The organism is Halalkalibacter akibai JCM 9157, from assembly GCF_000513135.1.
In the GTDB taxonomy this organism is placed as follows: Bacteria; Bacillota; Bacilli; order Bacillales; family Bacillaceae_D; genus Halalkalibacter; species Halalkalibacter akibai.
Map to the genome: position 1 here is coordinate 1 of NZ_BAUV01000054.1, position 21,314 is coordinate 21,314.

Here is a 21,314-nt window from a genome sequence, read left to right on the forward strand (position 1 = left end):
ACCCTTAAAGAAATTCCTTTAAGGGTTTTTAGGGCGATAAATTAAAATCAAATTGCATTTAATTCCTGAAGTGAATACAAAACATATTGAATAAATTCCTCTAAATCCTCCATTTGATCTTCATTAATTTTACGGTTAAATAATATTTCAATCTCATTCTCATACATACCATGATTTCCATAAATAAAACGAATAGTTTGTACTGGTTTTTCTGGTTGTTTCCAAATCGTTTGTAAAAGCCTTTCGACCTTCTCACATTCTAGCTCTACATTCTTAATCTCTTTGTAAAATCGTACAGCTAAAAAGCAACCAGGTTCAAAACTTGAATCCTCTAGTATTTCTGCTGCCAAATCTTTTAAAGACGTAGATAACACAATCTCCGCTCTAACATTAAATTGGTTAACCAATACAAATTCTATTGCAAATTTTCTTGATAAAACTGCCATCTCTAGCTGATCGCTTCGATTCGTAACCTCAATTTGTCTTTCTATGTTATCAAGATCATAAACTTGATTTTCAATGGCGACTTTAAGATTGTCAAAAATAGTAGGGTCAAACATGGCGGAACTCCTAACATCCTTTATTTACCACTATCATACATTACTAATTGTATAAAACAAAAACAAAGAGGTTGTCGCAATAGCAACAACCCCCTAATTATATTTCAATTAAATTTTAAATCTAGATGCTAACGCACTTAAGCCCTCTGCCATGCGCGCTAACTCATTAGCTGTTGAAGCAGCTTCCTCAACACCAGCTGCTGTTTCTTCTGTTACGGCTGCCATATTTTCAACAGCTTGTTGAACTTCTGCTGCTTGAGCCGCTTGTTCTTCACTCGCAGCTGCAATCTCAGATACTTTGTTTGTTGAATCTCTTACCAAATTAACAATATTTTTAAACGTTTCACCTGCACTCGTCACTTTTTCACTTCCACTATTTACGGAGACAACAGACTCATCCGTATTTTTTTGGATAGAATGAATCAATGCAGAGATTTCCTTCGTTGCTTTTCCACTTTGTTCTGCTAGTTTTCTTACTTCATCAGCAACAACGGCGAAGCCTTTACCTGCTTCTCCTGCTCTTGCAGCCTCAATTGCTGCATTAAGAGCTAGTAAGTTCGTTTGTCCTGCAATTCCATCAATGACTTGAACAATTTCTCCAATCTCACTAGAGGTGTTGGCTAAGTTCTTAATTTTCTCATTGATTTCACTCATGCCTTCAATTGTATTTTCTATAACCAATAGTCCTTCATTTGCTGCCTCTAAAGTAGCTTCAGAGTACTGGGCTGTTTCTTCTGCATTTAATGAAACGGCCTTAACAGCTAGCACCATCTCTTTTACCATCTCAGAAGAGCTACTTGCATCATCTGCCTGCTGAACAGACCCTCTAGCAATCTCATCCGTTGTTGCTGAAATTTGCTCGGAACTTGCAGCTAAACTATTGGCGTTCTCAGCGACTTGTTGAATCGCCCCTCTCATTCCTGCAATCATACTATTAAACGTATTTGTTAAAACACCAAGTTCATCTTTTGCGTTGTAATCAACAGAAATGGTCATGTCTCCACGCTCTGCTAAACTCATTTTCTCCATAACTGCTTTCATTGGATTCGTCACCATTTTCGTAATAATGATGCCTAAAGTAACAGAAAACCCAACAGCGATTAACGTTATAATCACCATCATCATGTCAGCTTGTTTCTTACCTTGTAAGATTTGTTGATTGAGTTCATCGGCTTGATTTGCACTGTAATATGATAGCTCTGTTAACAACGTGTTAGCTTCATCACTGTATTCCGCAATGTTCTGAAGATAAAAACTGTACGCTTCGTCTTTTTGACCGGATTGAATCAAAGCAATAAAATTCTGCGTACCAGTTGCCATATATTTTAAATCTTCTTGAATTTCTGCAAATTTCTCTGATTCATATGGATCTAATGTGATTTGAGCAAAAGCTTCTTGCGCTAACTTAATATTTTCTTCCCGTTCGTGTATCTCTTTAATCAGTTCTTGCTCTTTTGCTCGGTCGGTGGTTAAAATCAATTCCTTCATGTTTGCTTCAATTGCACGAGTATTTACTCTTGTTGTATTAAGATTTTTAACTGATGTTAGTTGATCGTAGTACATTTCATCAGACAATTTATCTGCTTGACCAATAAAATAATACCCTGTAAAAGAAACTGCCCCAATAAACATAACAACACTTAAAATTAAGATAGCAATCTTTTGACCAACCTTTCTATTTTTCAACCACTGCATCAAGCTCATCCCCTAGTTTATAATCTATTCCTGTTGAATTCGATAATATTATAAATACAGTATAGTCAAATATACTCAGCGATCCTATAGCAATGTTTTCCTATACTCACGTACATAACGGTGTTTTGAATATCTTAATAGGAAGAATAGACTTTTTACTAGTCTATAATTCCTATTAAAACTAAAATCGCCCATAAAAAAAAGCAGAAATCAACTAAGATTTCCACTTTTCGCCTTATTTGGATCTAAATTATACTTTTTTCGATTTCGACCAATTGATAAAAATAGCCTTTAGCTTGGATCAAATCTGGAAATGTTCCCTTTTCAATGATTTCGCCTTGATCCATCACGATAATTTGATTCATTTTTTCTAATCCTAATAGTTTGTGACTCGTTACCACGACCGTATCGTTTTTAGCCTTTGACTCTAATAATTGATAAAGACATCTCTCTGTGTGTGGATCTAATGCGGATGTTGGTTCATCAAGTAACCAAAGGTTGCCTTCTTTTGCTATCGCTCGGGCCATAGCGAGGCGTTGCTTTTCTCCACCTGATAAATTTTGGCCTTTTTCCATGACTAAATCTAATAAATTCAGATGCGGCAACTGTACATCGTTAAGCAATTGTTTTAGTTGTTCATCCGTCCACGGCGAAGTCAGGAGCAAGTTATCTTTAACCGTCCCATAGAAAAAATGATTATCTTGTAAAATCACTTTTGCTTTTCTTCTGATAGATTCTTGATCTATTTTAATTGATGAAACACCGTTGAAGTATATTTCTCCTTCTGTTGGCTCAGCTAAATTCATTAATAGTTGTAGCAATGTTGACTTACCAGAACCACTCGGACCAACGATTGCTGTTTTAGATCCTGCCGGTATATTGAGCGTAATATTATTTAATGTTTTACGATGCTCATTTGGAAAAGTATAGCTCACTTTTTCAAATTGAATAACAAGAGGTTCGTCCATTACATTTTCAACAACTTCATCTGTTCTTGCTTCCTTTTGTATGTGAACAACTTCAGCCAATCTCTTTGCAGCTTTTTCACTTTCCTCAAAATGATTTGGAACAGCAGCCATCGGAGTAGACAGTTCAAACACCGTTAAACTGACCATCACTAGCATCGCTAGGAAAACTCCATCAAGATCACCTGTCGCTACTAAATATCCAGCCCAAGCTAAAACGGCCCATGAAATTCCTAAAGTGAATAGTAAATTAACGGTTTGGCTTTTGTTCTGCTCTTTTTCTGCTTTTTGTTGGGCATTTATATAGGATTCTGACGCGTTTAAAAGCTGTTGCTCTTTGTTTGATAACTGGTTATGAATCTTGAGTTCACGAAACCCTTGTAACCATTCCGTTACTTCACTAGAGAAATAAGCTCGCTTTTTTCTTATATTCGAGCTTACTTTTCTTTGTTTAAGAGCAAACCAAGCAGGAATCATTAAACCGGTTAGTAGTAGCCCACCTATAAAAATCAAGGCAACTTGAGCAGAATAAAAAGAAACAAATAAAATAGTTGTCAGAAACACAATCAACATGACAACTGGCGGATATACGACCCGGAGGAATAAGTTTTGCATAGTTTCAACATCCCCAACTACTCGTGCTAACAAATCACCACTGCGATAATTAGCCATAAGTCTCGGGGCTACTCCTTCTAATTTCCCATAAAAATGAACTCGTATATCACTTAGCATTGTAAACGTTGCTCGGTGCGAATAATAGCGCTCCACATAACGACTTAACGCTCGTACAAAGCTCCCTATTTTCACAACGGCCACCATTGTAATCAACACATAAAGAGGAGGTTCAAGAGCAGCTCTTGAAATAAGATAACCATTTGCTGCAAACAAGCCAACAGCTGTAACACCTGCAAGATAGCCAAATAAAATTGAAAGAAGCAAGTCTTTTTTCTTGTTAGCTGTTAACCGCATGATGTCTAAAAGCTTCTTCACCTTACATCCCCTCCTCCTCATCTTGTCGGTCAAATAGCTGTCTATACGCCGAGTTATTCGTGCGTAACTGTTCGTGAGTACCTTGTCCTAGTAACCTACCTTTTTCAAGGAACCAGATTGTACTAGCCTGTTTAATCGTTTGTAAGCGATGAGCTACTGTAATAACAGTACACTCTTTTGCCATTTCCCTCATGGACTGTTGAAGCAATTGTTCTGTTCGCAAATCAAGCCCTGTAGTCGGTTCATCAAACAAAACGATCTTAGGCTTTCTCAGGAACGCACGTGCTAAAGCTATCCGCTGCTTCTCGCCTCCAGATAATCCTCTTCCTCCCTCGCCGATTTCCGTATCATAACCAGCTGGCATTAATTCAATTAAAGAAGAGATCCCCGCTTTCTTGGCGGCTTCCTTTATTTCTTGCTGACTAGCATTCAATCCAAGCGCAATATTTTCCGAGATTGTCCCTGAAAATAGATACGGATGTTGTGTAATATAACTAATCTCTTTAAACCAAGCCTGTTCTTTAAAAGTTGATCGTTCACTTTTGTTAACTAGTAAGGAACCATCATCAGGTTGTAATAAACCCGCTAGTACATTTAACAACGTCGATTTCCCTGATCCACTTTTTCCTACAATAGCAACCTGTTCACCTTCTCGAATCAAGGCATTGATGTTTTCTAAGCGGAACCCTTGCTTTTCATATTGATACTGAACATTAACAAGTTCAATTAAAGTGATTTTTTTTGGAAAAGGGGCCGTACCCCATTTTATTTCTTTTTCTTTTTTCAACAGTTCTTGTTCAATTTTCTCGACTGCTCCTGTACTACTTCTGCCCGCATGAAAGGCACTTCCTAGATCTTTCAATGATTGATAAAACTCTGGCACCAATAACAAAATGAAAAAAGCGGTGAAGAAGCTTATCTCCTTAAACACAACAAGCCTTAAGCCTAACTCAAGAGCGACAAGACCAATGCTGAGCATAGATATTAACTCAAGCATTAAAGAAGAAGTAAAGGCAATCTTTAAGATGTTCATCGTTGTATCTCTAAAATCAAGACTGCTCTTTTGAATAACCGCTTTGTAGTGAGCTGATCTTCCGTAAAGCTTTAAGGTTACTAGACCTTGCAGGGTGTCTAGAAACCTTCCTGAAAAGAGACTTAAGCTCTCTAGTTTCTCTTCAGATTTCTTTTGAGTTTTCGCTCCTATGATCATCATAAAAATCGGTATAAAAGGAGCCGTTAACAAAATAATGACTCCTGAATACCAATGCTGACTAAAGATAACAATCAAAATCACAACTGGTACAATCGTACTCATTAGTCTTTGTGGGATATATTTACTGTAAAATGGATCTAATTCGTCGACTGCTTCTAACATTACACTTACTTTCCCGCCAGATTGTCCTTGATAGGAAGCTGTTAATGTCGTGTTTTTATAAGAATCCAAAAGCTTTTTACGATAATCCATTTTCACATTAGCCGCCATTTTTCCACCGATTAGATTGGTCCAATACGATGCAGACGATCTAAGTAAGAGAACCACTAGCAACACTAATAGTAAATACACGACTTGATCAAACGTTTGTTTATCTAAAAATAATCCATCTACAATAGAAACAATTAAATACGCTTGTAAAACGATTAGTAAACTAACAATGACCGCTAAGGAACTGAGCGTATAATAATGGCGCCTTTGTGCCATTGCTAGTTTTTGAAGTGTCTTCATCTTCTAATCCTCGTACTTCGTGCTTTTCGTAGCCACGAAGAAGGATAAGACCATAGCCAATAAAGCCACTAATAACGGCGCATAGAACAAAAGAAAATTATGCATCTGTTTTCCCTCCTACGCTTTCCCCTTTTTTATATAAGGTTTATTCATAATAAATAATTTAAAAACGAGATATAAAGATGGAATTAACAACATTAAGCCAAAGATGAACACAGTAACTAAAGCATATGCCATCGTCTCATTCGTAAATCCGTCGTAAATGGTTATATACGGATACAATAAATACGGGTAACGAGATACACCATATCCATAAAACGCAAGAGCGAATTGTAAAACAACCAAAATGAAAGACCAGCCAAATCTCTTTTTCTTTAACAACCATAAACTAGTAATAAAGCAAATAAATGAAAGGGCAAATACCCACCATAATGAAAGCAATCCTTGATAGTGCGATGGATTATGCCACCTCATCTCGATAATAATCCCTAGCGCTGTTATGATCGTTGGAAAGCTCCAAATCCACGTGTAGCGCTTGAATAATTTCAACGCATCATAATCTTCTGCCACAGATGAGTAATAAGCTAAAAAACTAGCTGAAATAAACAACACACTAACAAGACTTAGTAAAACGATCGACCAAGCAAAGGGACTTGTGAACAAAGCAACATAATCTAGTTCGATCCCTCCTGCGCTTGTCTCACGGATAAACCCACCTTGTGAAACAATTAAAGCAGTAGAAAGTGAAGCTGGGATGAGGACTCCTGTTACACCATACATAAGCGTATAACCTTTATGTCCCTTTGTCCCGTACGTCCCAAAAGCATAATAACTACCACGAAGCGCAAGTAGAATAATAGAGATGCTAATCGGTATTAATAGAACTGTTCCAAAATAATAAGCTGTACTCGGAAAAAATCCGATCATCCCAACAAAAAAGAAAACTAAAAACACATTCGTAATCTCCCACACCGGAGACAAATAACGCTGAATAACATTATTTACAATATGATGCTTTTTCGTCACAATCGTTGATGCATTGAAAAATCCTGCTCCAAAATCAATGGATGCAACAATGACGTAGCCAAAAAGGAATAACCATAATACCGATATCCCTAAAATTTCAACTGTCATTTCGCCACACTCCTTTGTTCAGTCTCCATCCGCTCCAGCTCACGCTCAGCTGGGTTGTTTTTGAACATTCGTGTAAGCACAACTACTGTTCCTATAAGCAGAATGACATAAAGAATAGCAAAGGCAACAAACATCCAGCCTACATACGGTGAATTGGTCGCTCCTTCTGCTGTTTTCATGAAATCCCTCATAATCCACGGTTGACGCCCAACCTCTGTAAACCACCAACCTGCTTCAATCGCGATCATTGCTAAAGGCCCTGATGTAACAAGTAAGAACCGGAACAAACGCGTTTGAATAAAAGCCCAATTACGTGACAGAGCAATCCAATAAACAAGGGAAAGGAAAGTTAACCAGATCCCAATTGTGACCATGATGTCAAAAAAGTAATGAATCACGTAAGGCGGATGATATTCTTCTGGAATATCATTTAAACCTGTTACGACCCCAGTTGGATTACTGTGCACAAGGATACTGAGTGCATACGGAATTTTAATGGCGTATTTTACTTCATTCGTCTCCGTTAAGATCCCGTAAAGCATAAGTGGAGCTTCTCCCTCAGTTTCAAAATGCCATTCTGCTGCCGCTAACTTCTCAGGTTGGTACTCTGCTAAAAACTTCCCTGATAAGTCACCAACTAAAGCTGTAGCAATTGAAAAAATAAGAGCGACTTTCATCGTTAAAGCAAGAGCTTTACGGTGATAAGCATGTTTATTTCCCTTCATAAGGTGATAAGCTGCAATCGCTGCTAATACAAAAGCAGTTGTCATATAAGCCGACGTTAATACATGAGCAACCTTCGTCGGCATAGCTGGATTAAACATAGCTAGCAATGGTTGGATATTGGTTAATTGACCATCCACTAGCGTAAAGCCTTGTGGTGTATTCATAAAAGCATTTACAGATGTAATAAACAAAGCTGACATCGCAGAGCCTAAAACAACTGGAATTAATAAATAAAAGTGTCGCATAGGATTCTTAAATCGATCCCACGTATATAAGTAAATCCCAAGGAAAATGGCCTCAAAAAAGAAGGCGAATGTTTCCATGAATAACGGAAGTGCAACTAGCTGACCAGCAAACTCCATGAAGCGCGGCCACAATAAGGCAAGCTGCAGGGCAATGGCTGTTCCTGTTACAACCCCAACAGCCACAGTAATGACATATCCACGTGCCCACCGTTTAGCAAGAAGTAGATAATGTTCATCCTTTCTTTTTAATCCAAGCCAATGGGCAAGAGCAATCATAATAGGAACACCAACACCAAGCGTTGCATAAATCACATGCACCGATAGTGTGAGCATCGTTAAATAACGACTAAATTCTACAGACTCCATTTTCATCCTCCTCTACACATGTTTAATGGAGATACTGTCATTGTATATTGAAAATGTATGTGAAATACATCACAAATTAAACGGATTCGTTACAGAAAAGTGATCAATTCATGACAAAACACTTTAAGTACCAAAAAAAACCTAAGCTGGAAGAGTGCTTAGGTTTGCTCAAGTATTTATTCAATTATCCTAACTTTTTAATTAAATCGTTTACAATTTTTATCAGCGAAGATAAAGTTCCTAGTGTTGCTTCAACTGTCTTTATTAGTTGAATTTGTTCTGAACTAACTCCTTGAACATCACTGATCCCATTAAGAATATGCTCAATGTTTGACCTTATTGTCCCAATAGAAGTCTCGATCTTATCTGATGAATCTTTTGTTTGCTGAGATAAAATTCGAATTTCGTTTGCGACTACATTAAAACCAAGTCCCGCTTTTCCTGCTCTGGAAGCTTCAATATTAGCATTCAAACCAAGAATATTAGATTGTCTTGAAATATCATTAATAATATCCAAGATCTTTTGTATTTCTTCTGAATTCTCTCTAGCTTTGTTAGATGCATCATACAGATGATCATTCGTTTGTGTGAGTTTATCCGCTAACTCTACAATACCACTCAAAACTCTTCTCACTTCAACAGCAATTTCATTTAGCTGATCAATACTTTCTTCTATCTCTAGTATCGTTTCAATGCCATATGCGTGGCCCATTGCCCCGATAACCTTACCTTGGTCGTTAAAAATGGGAGTTGTCTTCCCAAAAAAGTGAACTCCGTATAACTCAATTGGAGGCCTCCCCGCCCCTTCTTGTCCATTTAACGCCGCTTGAATCACCGGGTCGTCTTTAGAGACAGGATCTCCTGCTTTGACATCTAACGATAACTTCGGATGATTTAATTGTAACAACCACTTTTCTCTATCACAGATTGAAATGACCAAGTCATCTTTTGAGCCCGCTTGATAATAAGGCGCACTATCTACCAAAGCTTGCAGTATTTCTTGGTCTGTTTTTCTTCTACTAGAAATTTCCGTTTTCACTTCGTTTCCCCCTCTTAAATTACTTCATCATTCTATCACAAGACATTATTAAAGGTTTCAATTTAAAATCGCTACCTTTTTAATATCGTATAAACACCTTGCTTTCTTTAATAACCATTCTATGTCCAGTTATGCAAAAAAAGGTTATCTAAAAGATCTGCATCAGACCTTTAGATAACCCTATAACTAGTTTATTAGATTATTTTTTCGTAGCCTCATTTTTGATTGCTTTCTTTTCTTCTTTAGCTTCTTTCTTTTCTTCTTTTACTGCTTCTTTCTCTTCTTTCTCTGCTTCTTTTTGTTCTTTTTTCGCTTCCTTCTCATCGACAGGCGGCGTCTCTTCGCCAGGATCAACTGGCTCTGGTTCAACCGGCTCAGTAGTAGCAGCCCCCTCAAAACGAACATTATCTACAAAGACTCTCCCTGCAAAGTCACTTTCTACATCTGCAAAAATGATCATCATGTTACGTAGTAACGTGTCATCTTGAATGTTTGTAATATCTCTTACGTTAATTTTCACTTCATAGTGATATAAACCATTTACTTGATTCGCTTCCTCTAATTCATCAAAGTTAATCGTATACGTTTTTGGTGCTTGTACCCAATACCCGTTAGTAGGTGGCTGGAATACTAAATTGATATTCATTGCGCCTTCTGTTGCACGAACTGGATCTAGATAGAAATCAAAAGTTACATAATCATTTTCACCGCGAACCAAGTCAGATTTCCAGAAATCTAAACGTGGAGCTGTTGCCCAGTTATCACTAGGTTTTACTTCTGGGTATCCAAATTCCCATGATAACGCGTTAGAACCGTTTGCTTCTTCAATTGTTAAAGCTGTTTTCACACCAGACTCTCCAGCCCAGTCCCAACCTTGACGTGTACCGTCTTCAAAAACAGAAGGAAGAACAGCTTCTCCTTTTGGATCATGAACAACTGGAATTTCAACTTCTGTTCCAATTACTTTAATGTTATCTAAATAGATAACATCAGCACCTTCAGTTCCTACAAAAAGAATGATGTTGTTGATGTTGTTATTTTCAGCATGCATCGCAATAGCTTCTAACGATGGAGAGTCAGCTGAAGTTATAGTTAATTCCGCTTTAAACTTATCTCCTAACGGTACGAAATTAGTTGGCTCAACCTTAATTGCACGATTTGGATTAACCCAATTGGCTGATGGCCCTTGTGGAATTGCAGCAATTGATACCGTGGTCGGCTCATCAACAATCACATCCATAGTAAGTTTTTCAGCACCTAAAATATCAACACTTTTTCCCCAACCGTCGGCAGAAAGACGAGCATTAGCCCAGTAATTACCTTCAGAAACATCATTACTTGCATCTAATCCTGAAAGTTTTAAAGCGCCCGCTTCATTCTCAATAACTACATCTTCAACTGGAGAATCTCCATTCACTCCAAATCCTTGCTTCGTTCCATCATTAAAGTCCCAAAGTACTTTCGTGTATTTTGTACGGTCGATTGGCTCATAGTTCACACCTTTAATACGAGCACGTACATATTCTCCAGAAAGACTTAACTCTTCTGGTACCCATACTTGGTCTGGCCCTGGGTCAAGACTTGTTGCGTTAGACTTACCTAACTCGAATGGTGTAAATGCACCAGATACTTCATTTTTATTCGTTAAAGACCAGTTAGCCCAGCTAATGTTGTTTTCATTTAAAAACTCAATCCATACATCTGCTTCATCAAAGTAAGGACCACCATCTCCATTTGCTTGGCTAGTTCCCCACTCTGTTGCAAATACTGCTACTCCGTTTTCTAACGCATAACGAGTGTTACTCATTACGTTTCCTCTTTCAGAGTTAGGAGTTTCAGGCGGATAGCTTTCAGTTGAAGCAGCATGTGAACCAGTGTAGAAGTGAACAGTATACATTGTATGGTGATCATCAATTGGATTATCAGCTGCTAAGTCAGGACGCTGACTCCAGTTTGGACTACCCACAATGATAATATTGTCATCTGCGTTCCCGCTATCACGTAACATTTCTACAATTGGATCAGCGTATTCTTTTACCGCATTCCAACCTTCTTCATTATTTGGAATCCCAGCTCCACCATTATTGTTACTACTTGGCTCATTCGCTAACTCATAAATAATGTGTGGATTGTTAGGATATAATGCTGCAATATCTCTAAAGAAATCTTCTGCTCCAGCGTAAACGGGATCTCTAGGATCACCAGGTGCATGTACATGCCAATCAACGATGACATACATGTCATTTTCAATAGCAAGATCTATTCCTTTAATGACTCTGCTTTTAATTAACTCTGGATTTGAAGCATAGCCATTTTCACCGACATACATAGCTAGACGAATCATATTTGATTCCCAATCGTTAGCAAGAGCTTTGTATGCGTTATCATTCAAGATCTCAGGAAACCATTGTAATCCGTGTGTACTCATTCCACGTAATTGAATTTTTTCTCCATGTTGATCTACTAATGTCATTTGTCCATCGACTTCTTGTAATTGTAATGCGCCAGCCTCAGAAGGGCGTTTAACATTGTCATTACCTAATAAATGTTTAAAATTGTCTTCACGAGTGTTTCCTTCTGCTGCAAGAGCTGTCGGAAATAAAGATAGAAGTAAAACTAAAATAAGAATGGAAGAAATCAACTGCTTTGTTTTCTTTCTTAACATCATATTACCTCCTAAAATTATTAAAGTAATTGAATCAAATAGCTAAATTCATAAGCATAACCGAAAGTGCTTTCGATAATGTTTTAAAAAACTTGTGAGTAACCCAGATTCTCTCCTGCTTCTCAACAACTTATAAGTTATCTAAATTATGACTACTTGACTCAATCTACCCCCTTCCTAAATCGGCATATAGCACAAGGTTAACCGCTTACAAATATCATAAAAAAAAGATGTATATTGCGTCTTACAAATTTATTATAGCATGTTGAAATTAGAATACTAGAGTGAATTTTCACCCCCTGTTTAAAAAAAGAGCCGGAATATAAGGTTTTATAGTAAACCGCTTTCGAAACAGTATTTTCGTTCTAGGTATAAATAATTATAGAAAAGCGTTTTCTATAATTAAAACTAATACAATTTTCTTATGTCCGTTGTCTTCTACTTCTATTTCAATCTTTAGTTCTCAAAAAAATTCAAAAAAATAAAATCAGGACCTGTTTACCTGATTTTATTCCGTATTCAATTTAAAAAGAAATTCCCTCTAAATATAAGCCGGTTGCATCGGCAAATCCTGCTTGGCTTCTATCTTTTGACTCTAAAATGGTAAGTACTTGTTCAGGTTCCTTTTCACCTAGACCAACCTCAATCAAAGTCCCTACCATTTTTCTAACCATGTTATAAAGAAAACCATCTCCACAAACCCTAATGTCTATAAATCCTTGATTATCTTGAATAGTTATAGAGTGAATCGTTCTCGTATTTGTCTTCTTTTTAGATTTAGCATTAGAAAAAGCTGTAAAATCATGTTCTCCTACGAAAAGTTGACTTGCTTTTACCATGTTATCAATATGTAATTTCTTTTCGATGTGCAAGCTGTACTTACGCATAAACGGATGAGTATAATCCTCATTCCAAATTTTATAAAGATAGGTTTTGTCCTTTGCGTTATACCTTGAGTGAAAACGATCTGGAACTAGCGTCACCTCAGTCACACTGATATCATGAGGCAAATAACGATTCAAATACTCTTTAACCTCTTTTACTGTAAAATTTTCGCTTAATTTTACATTAGCCACTTGTCCAAGAGCATGGACACCAGCATCTGTTCTACCAGACCCTATAATCTCTATTTTTCTACCTACCATCTCTGATAAAACCGTTTCAATTTTACCTTGAATCGTATTTTCACCGTTCCCAAGACGCTGCCAACCTTTGTATCGACCACCATCATATTGAATCATTAGTTTATAATTGTTCATTTTATCTTCCTTTATCTATGTAGTTAGCATTTAAGGGGTTATCGCAGATTGATGCAATAACCCCAAAGTTTTTTCTTTAATTTAGCTTTTCCATTGTTTCTATTCTACATTCATGAACGAGTTAAGAAGCCTCTTGCTCCACTCGAGCCCATTTTATATTTTCGTTATGTTTTAAAAGCATAAATAAAATAATGAAGAATGCAGAGATAACAGCTATCCCTTCGCCGTATCCAGAATATTGATAAGGAATGAGGAAAATAGCTCCAATACCTGACCATAAAATATATTTCTTAAATAATAGACCTAAAATCCATAAAATTCCTAAAAACAATAAAGCGATCGGTTCCGTTGCCAGAAAGATACCTAAACTAGTTGCCACACCTTTGCCACCACTGAAGTTTAAAAATAAAGATTTTAAATTACCTATAATCAGACAGAGGCCAATAAACATCGTTTGACCTAGACTAAAATATTCCGCAGCAAACGTCACAATTAAGAAAGCTTTTCCCATATCTCCTATTAAGACGAGTAAGGCCATTTTTTTTCCTAGGTTCAAATATACATTGCTACTTCCAATGTTTTTCGTTCCAACTTTTTGTATGTCTACCCCTTTAAGACGAGCCACAATTTTCCCAGTAGGGATTGAGCCAGTTAGGTAAGCTAATAAACAGAACATGAGAAACAAATACATCTATCTCTACCCCTTTCGAGAAGAAAGCGTTACAATTAAAAACAAGTATACTATCTTAGTATAAACGATGATGATCAAAACGGGTATAGTTTAGACAACTTATTTGTCGAAAGGGTAGTATTACCATCCCTTCTTCCATTATTTACAATAGCTAAAACGGAAAAGAGGGGTCCCTCAAAGCCTAACATTGACTTTGGGACCCCTCCATCTATCTAGCATTCTTATACATTTTCTAACCAGTTAATTTCATCTGGAGTTAATGAAAGATTTGAACCTTCTAAACAAGAAAGAAGCTCTTCTTCATTTTGTGCTCCGATCAGTGCACAAGTAGGAAATGGCTGATTTAACACATAAGCAAGTGCAATTTGAATGGCTGTTACCCCTTTTTCTTGCGCTAGTTTCTCAGCACGTTGGAGCCGTTCCCAGTTTTCATCACTGTAAAACACACGGACGATGTCATCATTACTTTTATCCTCAGAAGAGAAACGCCCTGTAAAAAATCCTCTAGCTTGTGATGACCATGAAAGTAGCGGAATTTGGTTTTCTTGATGCCAGTCGCAATAAGCCGCATCCGCCGATACACATCCTGGCCAAAATGGTTCATTCGCTTTTGCTAAGCTCAGATTAGGGCTATTAAATGTAAACCCAACTAAACCATTTGATTCAGCATATTCATTAGCCTCTTGTAATCTTTGAACACTCCAGTTTGAAACACCAATTGCTTTAATGCGACCTGCCTTAATATGACTATTTAAAGCATCTATAATGTCGCTAACAGGAACTGCTTCATCATCACGGTGCAACGCATATAAATCTACATAATCTGTGCCAAGTCTTTCTAAACTCTCATGTAAATCCTTGGAAATAGCTTCTGAATTAACGCGTGGTCCATGCTCATCATGATGAGCACCTTTTGTTAGAATGATAACTTCTTCACGATTGTTACGTTCTTTTAACCACTGTCCTATCGCTAGTTCGCTTTTGCCTGATCCGTAAACATGAGCCGTGTCAATTGTATTTCCACCGATTGCTAAATAACGATCTAAAACAGTGCATACTTTTTCATATACATCAGGATTGAAATAATCGGAACCTTGAACAAGCGCTGATACCGGTTTATCTATCCCTTTTATTGAGATGGTTTTCATCGTTAAATTTTTCATCGAAATTCCTCCTAGAATTTAGATTTCAACACGACTGCGTTTTTCAGCTGAAGTTAAGCAAGCTTCGAGAACTTTCATGTTTAAAACAGCGTCATTAGAAGGAAACGGCAATTCTTTTCCATCACGAATGCTTCTTCCAATCGCATCAGCTTGTAAGCTGTATTGGTTCAAATATGGCACTTCCACTTCTCTTGTTTCATTTGTTATCACTACGAAGTGGTCTTTTTCACTTTTATTTGTTATAAAGGCCGATGGAACCTCAATTCGCCCTTCTGTCCCAACAATTTCAAGGGTATTTCTAAATGCAGCCCACATCCCACAATCAAACGTTAACGCGACGCCTTTTTCGAATTCAAGTAAGCCTGAAGCCATCATGTCAACTTGATCATGCTCCTCTGAAAAGAAAGCATGAACCGTGGCTGCAGTTGGCTCTTGTTCTAACAACATTCTCGCTGCGCTAATCGGATAGACTCCGACATCATAAAGCGAGCCACCACCCCACTCCTTCTTATAGCGGACATTACCTGAATCTCCTGCATTATTAAACGTAAACGCCCCATGAATTCCTCGAATCTCACCAATCTCACCAGATTGGATAATCTCTTGAATCTTTGTATAACGTGGATGATAGCGATACATGAATGCTTCAGCTAGAATCACTCCTGCCTTTTCACAAGCATTCACCATTTCTTCTGCTTCCTCTGCATTTAATGCTAAAGGCTTCTCGCATAACACATGCTTTCCTGCCTCTGCCGCGCGAATCGTCCATTCTTTATGTAAATGATTTGGAAGCGGAATGTAAACGGCTTCAATTTCAGGGTCAGCTAATAATTCTTCGTAACTACCATATGCAACAGGGATGTTTAATTGTTCAGCAGTTTCTTTCGCTTTTTCTAACCCCCGACTGGCAATTGCTACGACTTCTCCTGTTTCTGATTGTTGGATACCTGGTATAACTGAGTGTTTGGCAATGTTGGCACATCCGATAATACCCCAGCGTACTTTTTTCATTCCGTTCCTCTCCTTTTAGAAAACTTACTACTTTATTGTCATTATATAAGAGTCATACTAAAATAAAAATAGAATCTTATTGCTCTTTAATGAAAGAATATTGTCATAAGGAGAGATTAAATTGCTCAGACAAAAATTACTTCCTACACTCCCTAAAAATGAATTTATGATTCTCCCTGAATCTATTGGTCGGTATTGGAAAGAGCCTAAGCATGAGGTTGATCGGGCAGTTGGATCCTTAAACAATTTTAGTATCCATTTTATCTTATCGGGATCTGGCTATATCGAAATAGACGGAGAAGCGTTTCTATTAAAACGCGGCGATGCCTTTTTATATTTTCCGATGCAACAACAGCGTTATTACAGCAGTCAAAATGATCCGTGGGATATTAGATGGGTTCACTTTTACGGAAGTGTACTTCAGCAATTTCTTACAGAAAGAGGGTTTCATCATTTTTCACTTTGGAATGTGCAACAGTTAACAAGTTTAGAAGAATCTCACGAGAAATTGCTTTCAAAGACCGAGCAACATAGTCTCTTGCAACTCTCACTCTTATCTACTCTGACTTACTCATTCTTAATGGAATTTACAACAAATGCAGTACCACGTTCTAATAAAAAAACAGAACTTGATAATCGAATCGAAACGCTATTACCGATCATGCAAGCAAGAGCCTCTGAACCTTTTGATTTAGACTACTGGGCCAATTCAATAGATGTGAGCACCTATTATTTTTGCCGCTTGTTTAAACGAGCTACGCAAATGACACCAATGACATTCGTCACTCTATGCCGACTTCAATTAAGCAAGCAACTTCTTCTAGACAATAAATTAATGCCGATCAAAGAAGTAGCAGAAAGCGCAGGTTATCCAAGCATTAGTTATTTTAATAAACGCTTTTTAGAGCATGAAGGCATGACTCCTACTGAATATAGACAGCTATACCATTGATTGCAATAAGACTCCCCCCTGAACAGAGGTCGTTCCAATCCGCTACAGTTACTCGCTTTCCGCGGGGAGGTGCCGAGCCTCTTATCCCGAAGGAGTCGAGTGACTGTAGCTCCATTTCATTAACAGAAAAAAATTCTATTCCAAAGCTGCACCTTACTTCACTCGTTAACTATCAAAAACTAAATAGGGATGTGGAATGGAGTCAGCCTTATTAATAACTTGTTCCTCTTTTTTCAGACACCGTTTCTGATACAAGGTCGTACATACATTCAACTCCCTTTTGAGTTGATTCAAACTGATAGGCATGCTCCGCATCAATGCCTAAACTACCGGCTTCTTCTGCTGCATTTATATTTGCGCCTAGAAACACAAATTCCCAATTCTCCTGTTGCTGTTGCTTCCTTATTAAAGTTTGAACCTTTTCATAAGTAAATTCATAACTTGCATTTTCCATCCCATCAGTCGTAATTACAAAAATCACTTTACCAGGCCTTTTTTCTTTTTTTGTTTTTTGTATTCTATTTTTGACATTTAAAATCGTTTTCCCTACTGCGTCTAGTAATGCTGTAGATCCTCTTACAAAGTAGTGATCGTCCGTTAGTCTTACTTGATTAGAAGATGCGTCAACGCCATTCCAAATCATTTCAAACTCATCATCAAACAGGACAACGGTTAATAGCGTTTCCCCTTTATGTTGACATTGCTTTTTGATAAAGGCATTAAACCCTCCGATCGTATCCTGTTCTAATCCTTCCATTGAACCGCTTCGATCAAGTAAAAAGATAATTTCCGTTAGTTTCTTATTCATCTCATCATCTCCCTCAGTAAGTCATGCTATAATCTTAACTAAAATGAATTAGCTTTCGGTCGCTTCAAAAGCGACATTTACGGGGGAATGAGATGCTTACTCAAAAGCTTATCAAAGAACTTGAAATTTATATTTATAATCTACTAGATATGCAAGTGAACGAAATATCTGAAGCTAAACTAGCAGATTATCTGATTTATGATGAGATCGAACCAGAGGAGCTTGAGAATTTCATCAAGAAAAAACGGAAACCTACATTAAATGAACTTCTTTTTTCTTTTATTGACCGTGAAAATAAAACAGACTCAGATATTTATAAGAAAGCAAGCATTGACCGAAGACATTTCTCGAAAATACGTTCTAATCCTTCTTATCGCCCTGGCAAAAACACGGTTATTGCCCTTGCGTTGGCCTTAGAATTACCAAGCGATGATGTAATCTTGCTTTTAAGTTCTGCAGGTCACTCCTTATCAGATAGCGACACAGCTGATTTAGTCATTCAATTTTGTTTGGAGAAAAACATCTATGACATTGATGCCGTTAACGAAGCTTTGGTCCACTTCAACTTAAAAACCCTCACTTAAGTTAGAGAATAAGAAAGGAATTATTATGTCTTACATTGAAACGATGCAAGCTCGTCAATCAATCCGAACATTTGAGACTAGAAGCTTATCAGCATTTGAAATAGAACAAATATCAACATACATTCACAACGAAGAAAACTTAATAGGACCTTTTGGTGGCATTGGAAAGATTTATTTTGTCTTAGTTAAAAATAATGTCACAGATAAAGGGATTAAACTCGGAACATATGGTTTTATTAAGAATCCGCAAGCTTATTTAGTTGGCTCAGCCAAAAATGAAAAACTCGCTCTAGTTGAATATGCTTATATCTTCCATCGCCTCGTTCTTTATCTAACTAAGTTAGGGTTAGGTACATGTTGGATGGGAGGAACCTTTTCTAGAAATTCGTTTGAAAAAGAAATTCAACTTATTGATGATGAATTTATTCCATGTGTAACACCACTCGGCTACCCTACTGGAAAGCAGCGTATATTTGATAAAGCTTTACGTTACGTTGTGAAAGCAGATAATAAAAAGCGTTGGGATCAAATTTTTTTTCACAGTAACTTCGAAGAACCTTTATCAAAGGAAAAGTCAGGTTCGTTAGAAATACCGATTGAGATGGTAAGAATCGGTCCATCAGCCTCAAACAAACAACCTTGGAGGCTTGTTTTATCTGAAGATCAGACGTCTTGTTATTTTAACATCGAGCATACTCCGAATTATAGTTCAAAATTAGGGTATGATATGCAACTACTAGACATCGGAATTGCGATGTGTCAATTTGAGCTTGCTTGCTTGGAGCTTCAATTAAAAGGAAGTTGGGTCGTTGCCGATCCTCAGTTGAACGTATTAAATGAAAATACGGAGTATGTTGTGACTTGGAACGTGAAAAAGTAGGTGTTCTAGTGGAACCAAGCTTTTGTTCAAACAAATACTTATGATACAATATTGTCTATTACATGGTGTATTATGGGAAATTAAGTAATACACAATCTAGTACAAGAAAGGTTGAATATCGTGGAACATAACTCTTCGAACTTTATTCGAAATATCATAAAAGAAGATCTAGAGTCCGGCAAAAGAAACCATGTGATCACTCGTTTCCCGCCAGAACCTAATGGATACCTACATATTGGCCACGCTAAGTCGATTGTTATTAACTTTGATTTAGCAGATGAATTTAACGGCAAAACAAATTTACGTTTTGACGACACAAATCCATTAAAGGAAGACTCAGAGTATGTTCATGCTATCAAAGAGGATGTTCAGTGGCTTGGCTATGATTGGGATGGGCTATTCTTTGCTTCTGATTATTTTCAAGAAATGTATGAAAGAGCCGTTCTGCTTATAAACAAAGGCAAAGCTTATGTAGATGATCTATCACCAGATGAAATCCGCTCACACCGTGGAACATTAACAGAGCCTGGAAAAGACAGTCCTTACCGAGAACGCTCCATTGAGGAGAACCTCGATTTATTTGAGCGCATGCGTAAAGGTGAATTCAGTAATGGCGAGAAAGTATTACGTGCCAAAATTGATATGAAGTCTCCTAATATCAACTTGCGTGATCCAGTCATTTATCGCATTTCTCATGCGACTCATCATAACACAGGAGACGCTTGGTGCATTTACCCAATGTATGCCTTTGCTCATCCGTTAGAGGATGCAATTGAGGACGTGACTCATTCTATTTGTACAACAGAATTTGAAGATCAACGTCCACTTTACAATTGGATCGTCGAAGAATGTGAAATGACGAGCACCCCACAACAAATTGAGTTCGGTCGTTTAAATATTACGAATGCAGTAATGAGTAAACGCAAGCTGAAACAATTAGTTGATGAAGGCTTTGTCGATGGTTGGGATGATCCTCGTATGCCAACGATTTCAGGGCTAAGACGTAGAGGCTATACTCCTGAAGCCATCCGAGCTTTCGTTCGTGAAACAGGCGTTTCAAAAGGTTCTGGTACAGTAGACTCACAAATGTTAGATTTCTTCGTACGGGAAGATTTGAAAATGAAGGCTCCACGTACGATGGGTATTCTTCGTCCTTTAAAAGTAGTCATTACCAACTATCCAGAGGGACAAGTGGAAATGCTTGATGCGGAAATCAATCCAGAGAATCCTGAAATGGGAACAAGACAAATACCTTTTTCAAGAGAACTTTACATTGAACAAGAAGACTTTATGGAAGATCCACCAAAGAAATACTTCCGTCTCTTCCCTGGTAACGAAGTTCGTTTAAAGCATGCTTACTTTATCAAATGTGAGGACGTTATTAAAGACGAAGATGGCAACGTAATTGAGATTCACTGTACGTATGATCCAGAAACGAAAAGTGGATCAGGCTTTACAGGTCGTAAAGTAAAAGGAACTCTACACTGGGTTGAAGCCACACAAGCCGTACCAGCTGATTTCCATTTATATGAGCCACTTCTACTAAACGAAGAGCCTGAAGAGTTAGAAGGAGAAGACACAGAAGAAGGAACGGAAGCAGAAAAAACGTTCTTAGACCAAGTGAACCCTAATTCTCTTCAAGTGCTAAAAGGCTTTGTAGAGCCTAACATGAAAGAAGTTAGTACTCAAGACAAGTTCCAATTCTTTAGACACGGCTACTTTAATGTCGATCCTAAGCTAACGACAAAAGACAACCTTGTGTTTAACTTGATTGTTTCATTAAAAAGTTCATTTAAGCTTTAATGGTAAAGGCTAAGGGGCAGGGGAAATGACATGCTCGTTCCATTACGCTGCAGCC

Annotated in this window: 18 protein-coding genes; 4 read left to right on the forward strand and 14 right to left on the reverse strand. The window is 37.5% G+C overall.

The genetic code is table 11. The annotated features are described in order from the left end of the window. Positions 1-47: 47 nt before the first annotated feature. The 13 genes from JCM9157_RS19740 to JCM9157_RS19795 all read right to left on the reverse strand — a co-directional run bounded on the left by JCM9157_RS19740 (position 48) and on the right by JCM9157_RS19795 (position 16,232). Positions 48-560: a hypothetical protein gene (locus JCM9157_RS19740; protein ID WP_035667492.1), complete on the reverse strand. Its 513-nt coding sequence runs from the start codon at positions 558-560 to the stop codon at positions 48-50. A gap of 108 nt (positions 561-668) precedes the next feature. Further along, a complete protein-coding gene (locus JCM9157_RS19745; protein WP_035667494.1) occupies positions 669-2,255 on the reverse strand; it encodes a methyl-accepting chemotaxis protein in 1,587 nt (528 codons plus the stop codon). A 245-nt stretch (positions 2,256-2,500) separates the two neighbouring features. Then, positions 2,501-4,210, reverse strand: a complete 1,710-nt coding sequence (gene cydC, locus JCM9157_RS19750; protein WP_035667496.1) for a thiol reductant ABC exporter subunit CydC — start codon at positions 4,208-4,210, stop codon at positions 2,501-2,503. 1 nt (position 4,211) lies between these two features. Beyond that, the gene (gene cydD, locus JCM9157_RS19755) at positions 4,212-5,933 is read right to left on the reverse strand and encodes a thiol reductant ABC exporter subunit CydD (RefSeq protein WP_035667498.1); all 1,722 of its coding nucleotides are present in this window, start codon (positions 5,931-5,933) and stop codon (positions 4,212-4,214) included. A 3-nt stretch (positions 5,934-5,936) separates the two neighbouring features. Then, positions 5,937-6,038 (reverse strand): cytochrome bd oxidase small subunit CydS family protein, encoded by a 102-nt coding sequence (gene cydS / locus JCM9157_RS26245; protein ID WP_439644357.1) that lies wholly within the window; start codon positions 6,036-6,038, stop codon positions 5,937-5,939. 12 nt (positions 6,039-6,050) lie between these two features. Beyond that, positions 6,051-7,067, reverse strand: a complete 1,017-nt coding sequence (locus JCM9157_RS19760) for a cytochrome d ubiquinol oxidase subunit II (protein ID WP_035667500.1) — start codon at positions 7,065-7,067, stop codon at positions 6,051-6,053. Beyond that, the gene (locus JCM9157_RS19765) at positions 7,064-8,404 is read right to left on the reverse strand and encodes a cytochrome ubiquinol oxidase subunit I (RefSeq protein WP_148296925.1); all 1,341 of its coding nucleotides are present in this window, start codon (positions 8,402-8,404) and stop codon (positions 7,064-7,066) included. The genes JCM9157_RS19760 and JCM9157_RS19765 overlap by 4 nt, the downstream gene beginning before the upstream one ends. 184 nt (positions 8,405-8,588) lie before the next feature. Further along, a complete protein-coding gene (locus JCM9157_RS19770; protein WP_035667504.1) occupies positions 8,589-9,443 on the reverse strand; it encodes a methyl-accepting chemotaxis protein in 855 nt (284 codons plus the stop codon). A gap of 199 nt (positions 9,444-9,642) precedes the next feature. Next, complete coding sequence (locus tag JCM9157_RS19775) at positions 9,643-12,108, reverse strand: carbohydrate-binding domain-containing protein (RefSeq protein WP_081734263.1); 2,466 nt, start codon at positions 12,106-12,108, stop codon at positions 9,643-9,645. Between the two features lie 524 nt (positions 12,109-12,632). Continuing rightward, positions 12,633-13,367 carry a tRNA pseudouridine(38-40) synthase TruA gene (gene truA, locus JCM9157_RS19780; protein ID WP_035667506.1) on the reverse strand — a complete coding sequence of 245 codons (735 nt, stop codon included), beginning with the start codon at positions 13,365-13,367 and terminating at the stop codon, positions 12,633-12,635. A 121-nt stretch (positions 13,368-13,488) separates the two neighbouring features. Continuing rightward, the gene (locus tag JCM9157_RS19785) at positions 13,489-14,058 is read right to left on the reverse strand and encodes a glycerol-3-phosphate acyltransferase (protein ID WP_052013279.1); all 570 of its coding nucleotides are present in this window, start codon (positions 14,056-14,058) and stop codon (positions 13,489-13,491) included. A 221-nt stretch (positions 14,059-14,279) separates the two neighbouring features. Continuing rightward, positions 14,280-15,206 (reverse strand): aldo/keto reductase, encoded by a 927-nt coding sequence (locus tag JCM9157_RS19790; protein ID WP_035667517.1) that lies wholly within the window; start codon positions 15,204-15,206, stop codon positions 14,280-14,282. Positions 15,207-15,239: 33 nt separating this feature from the next. Further along, positions 15,240-16,232 carry a Gfo/Idh/MocA family protein gene (locus JCM9157_RS19795; protein WP_035667507.1) on the reverse strand — a complete coding sequence of 331 codons (993 nt, stop codon included), beginning with the start codon at positions 16,230-16,232 and terminating at the stop codon, positions 15,240-15,242. Between the two features lie 121 nt (positions 16,233-16,353). Between JCM9157_RS19795 and JCM9157_RS19800 the strand changes: the two genes are divergently transcribed. Beyond that, positions 16,354-17,184 (forward strand): AraC family transcriptional regulator, encoded by an 831-nt coding sequence (locus tag JCM9157_RS19800; protein ID WP_035667508.1) that lies wholly within the window; start codon positions 16,354-16,356, stop codon positions 17,182-17,184. Positions 17,185-17,395: 211 nt separating this feature from the next. Here JCM9157_RS19800 and JCM9157_RS19805 read toward each other — a convergent pair whose 3' ends face one another. Continuing rightward, complete coding sequence (locus JCM9157_RS19805) at positions 17,396-17,992, reverse strand: vWA domain-containing protein (RefSeq protein WP_035667509.1); 597 nt, start codon at positions 17,990-17,992, stop codon at positions 17,396-17,398. A 92-nt stretch (positions 17,993-18,084) separates the two neighbouring features. Between JCM9157_RS19805 and JCM9157_RS19810 the strand changes: the two genes are divergently transcribed. The 3 genes from JCM9157_RS19810 (at position 18,085) to JCM9157_RS19820 (ending at position 21,259) form a co-directional block, all read left to right on the forward strand. After that, entirely contained in the window at positions 18,085-18,576 is a 492-nt protein-coding gene (locus JCM9157_RS19810; RefSeq protein ID WP_035667510.1) for a hypothetical protein, read from the forward strand. A gap of 25 nt (positions 18,577-18,601) precedes the next feature. Further along, entirely contained in the window at positions 18,602-19,456 is an 855-nt protein-coding gene (locus JCM9157_RS19815; protein ID WP_035667512.1) for a nitroreductase family protein, read from the forward strand. Between the two features lie 120 nt (positions 19,457-19,576). Then, a complete protein-coding gene (locus JCM9157_RS19820; RefSeq protein WP_035667513.1) occupies positions 19,577-21,259 on the forward strand; it encodes a glutamine--tRNA ligase/YqeY domain fusion protein in 1,683 nt (560 codons plus the stop codon). The last annotated feature ends 55 nt before the right edge of the window (positions 21,260-21,314 follow it).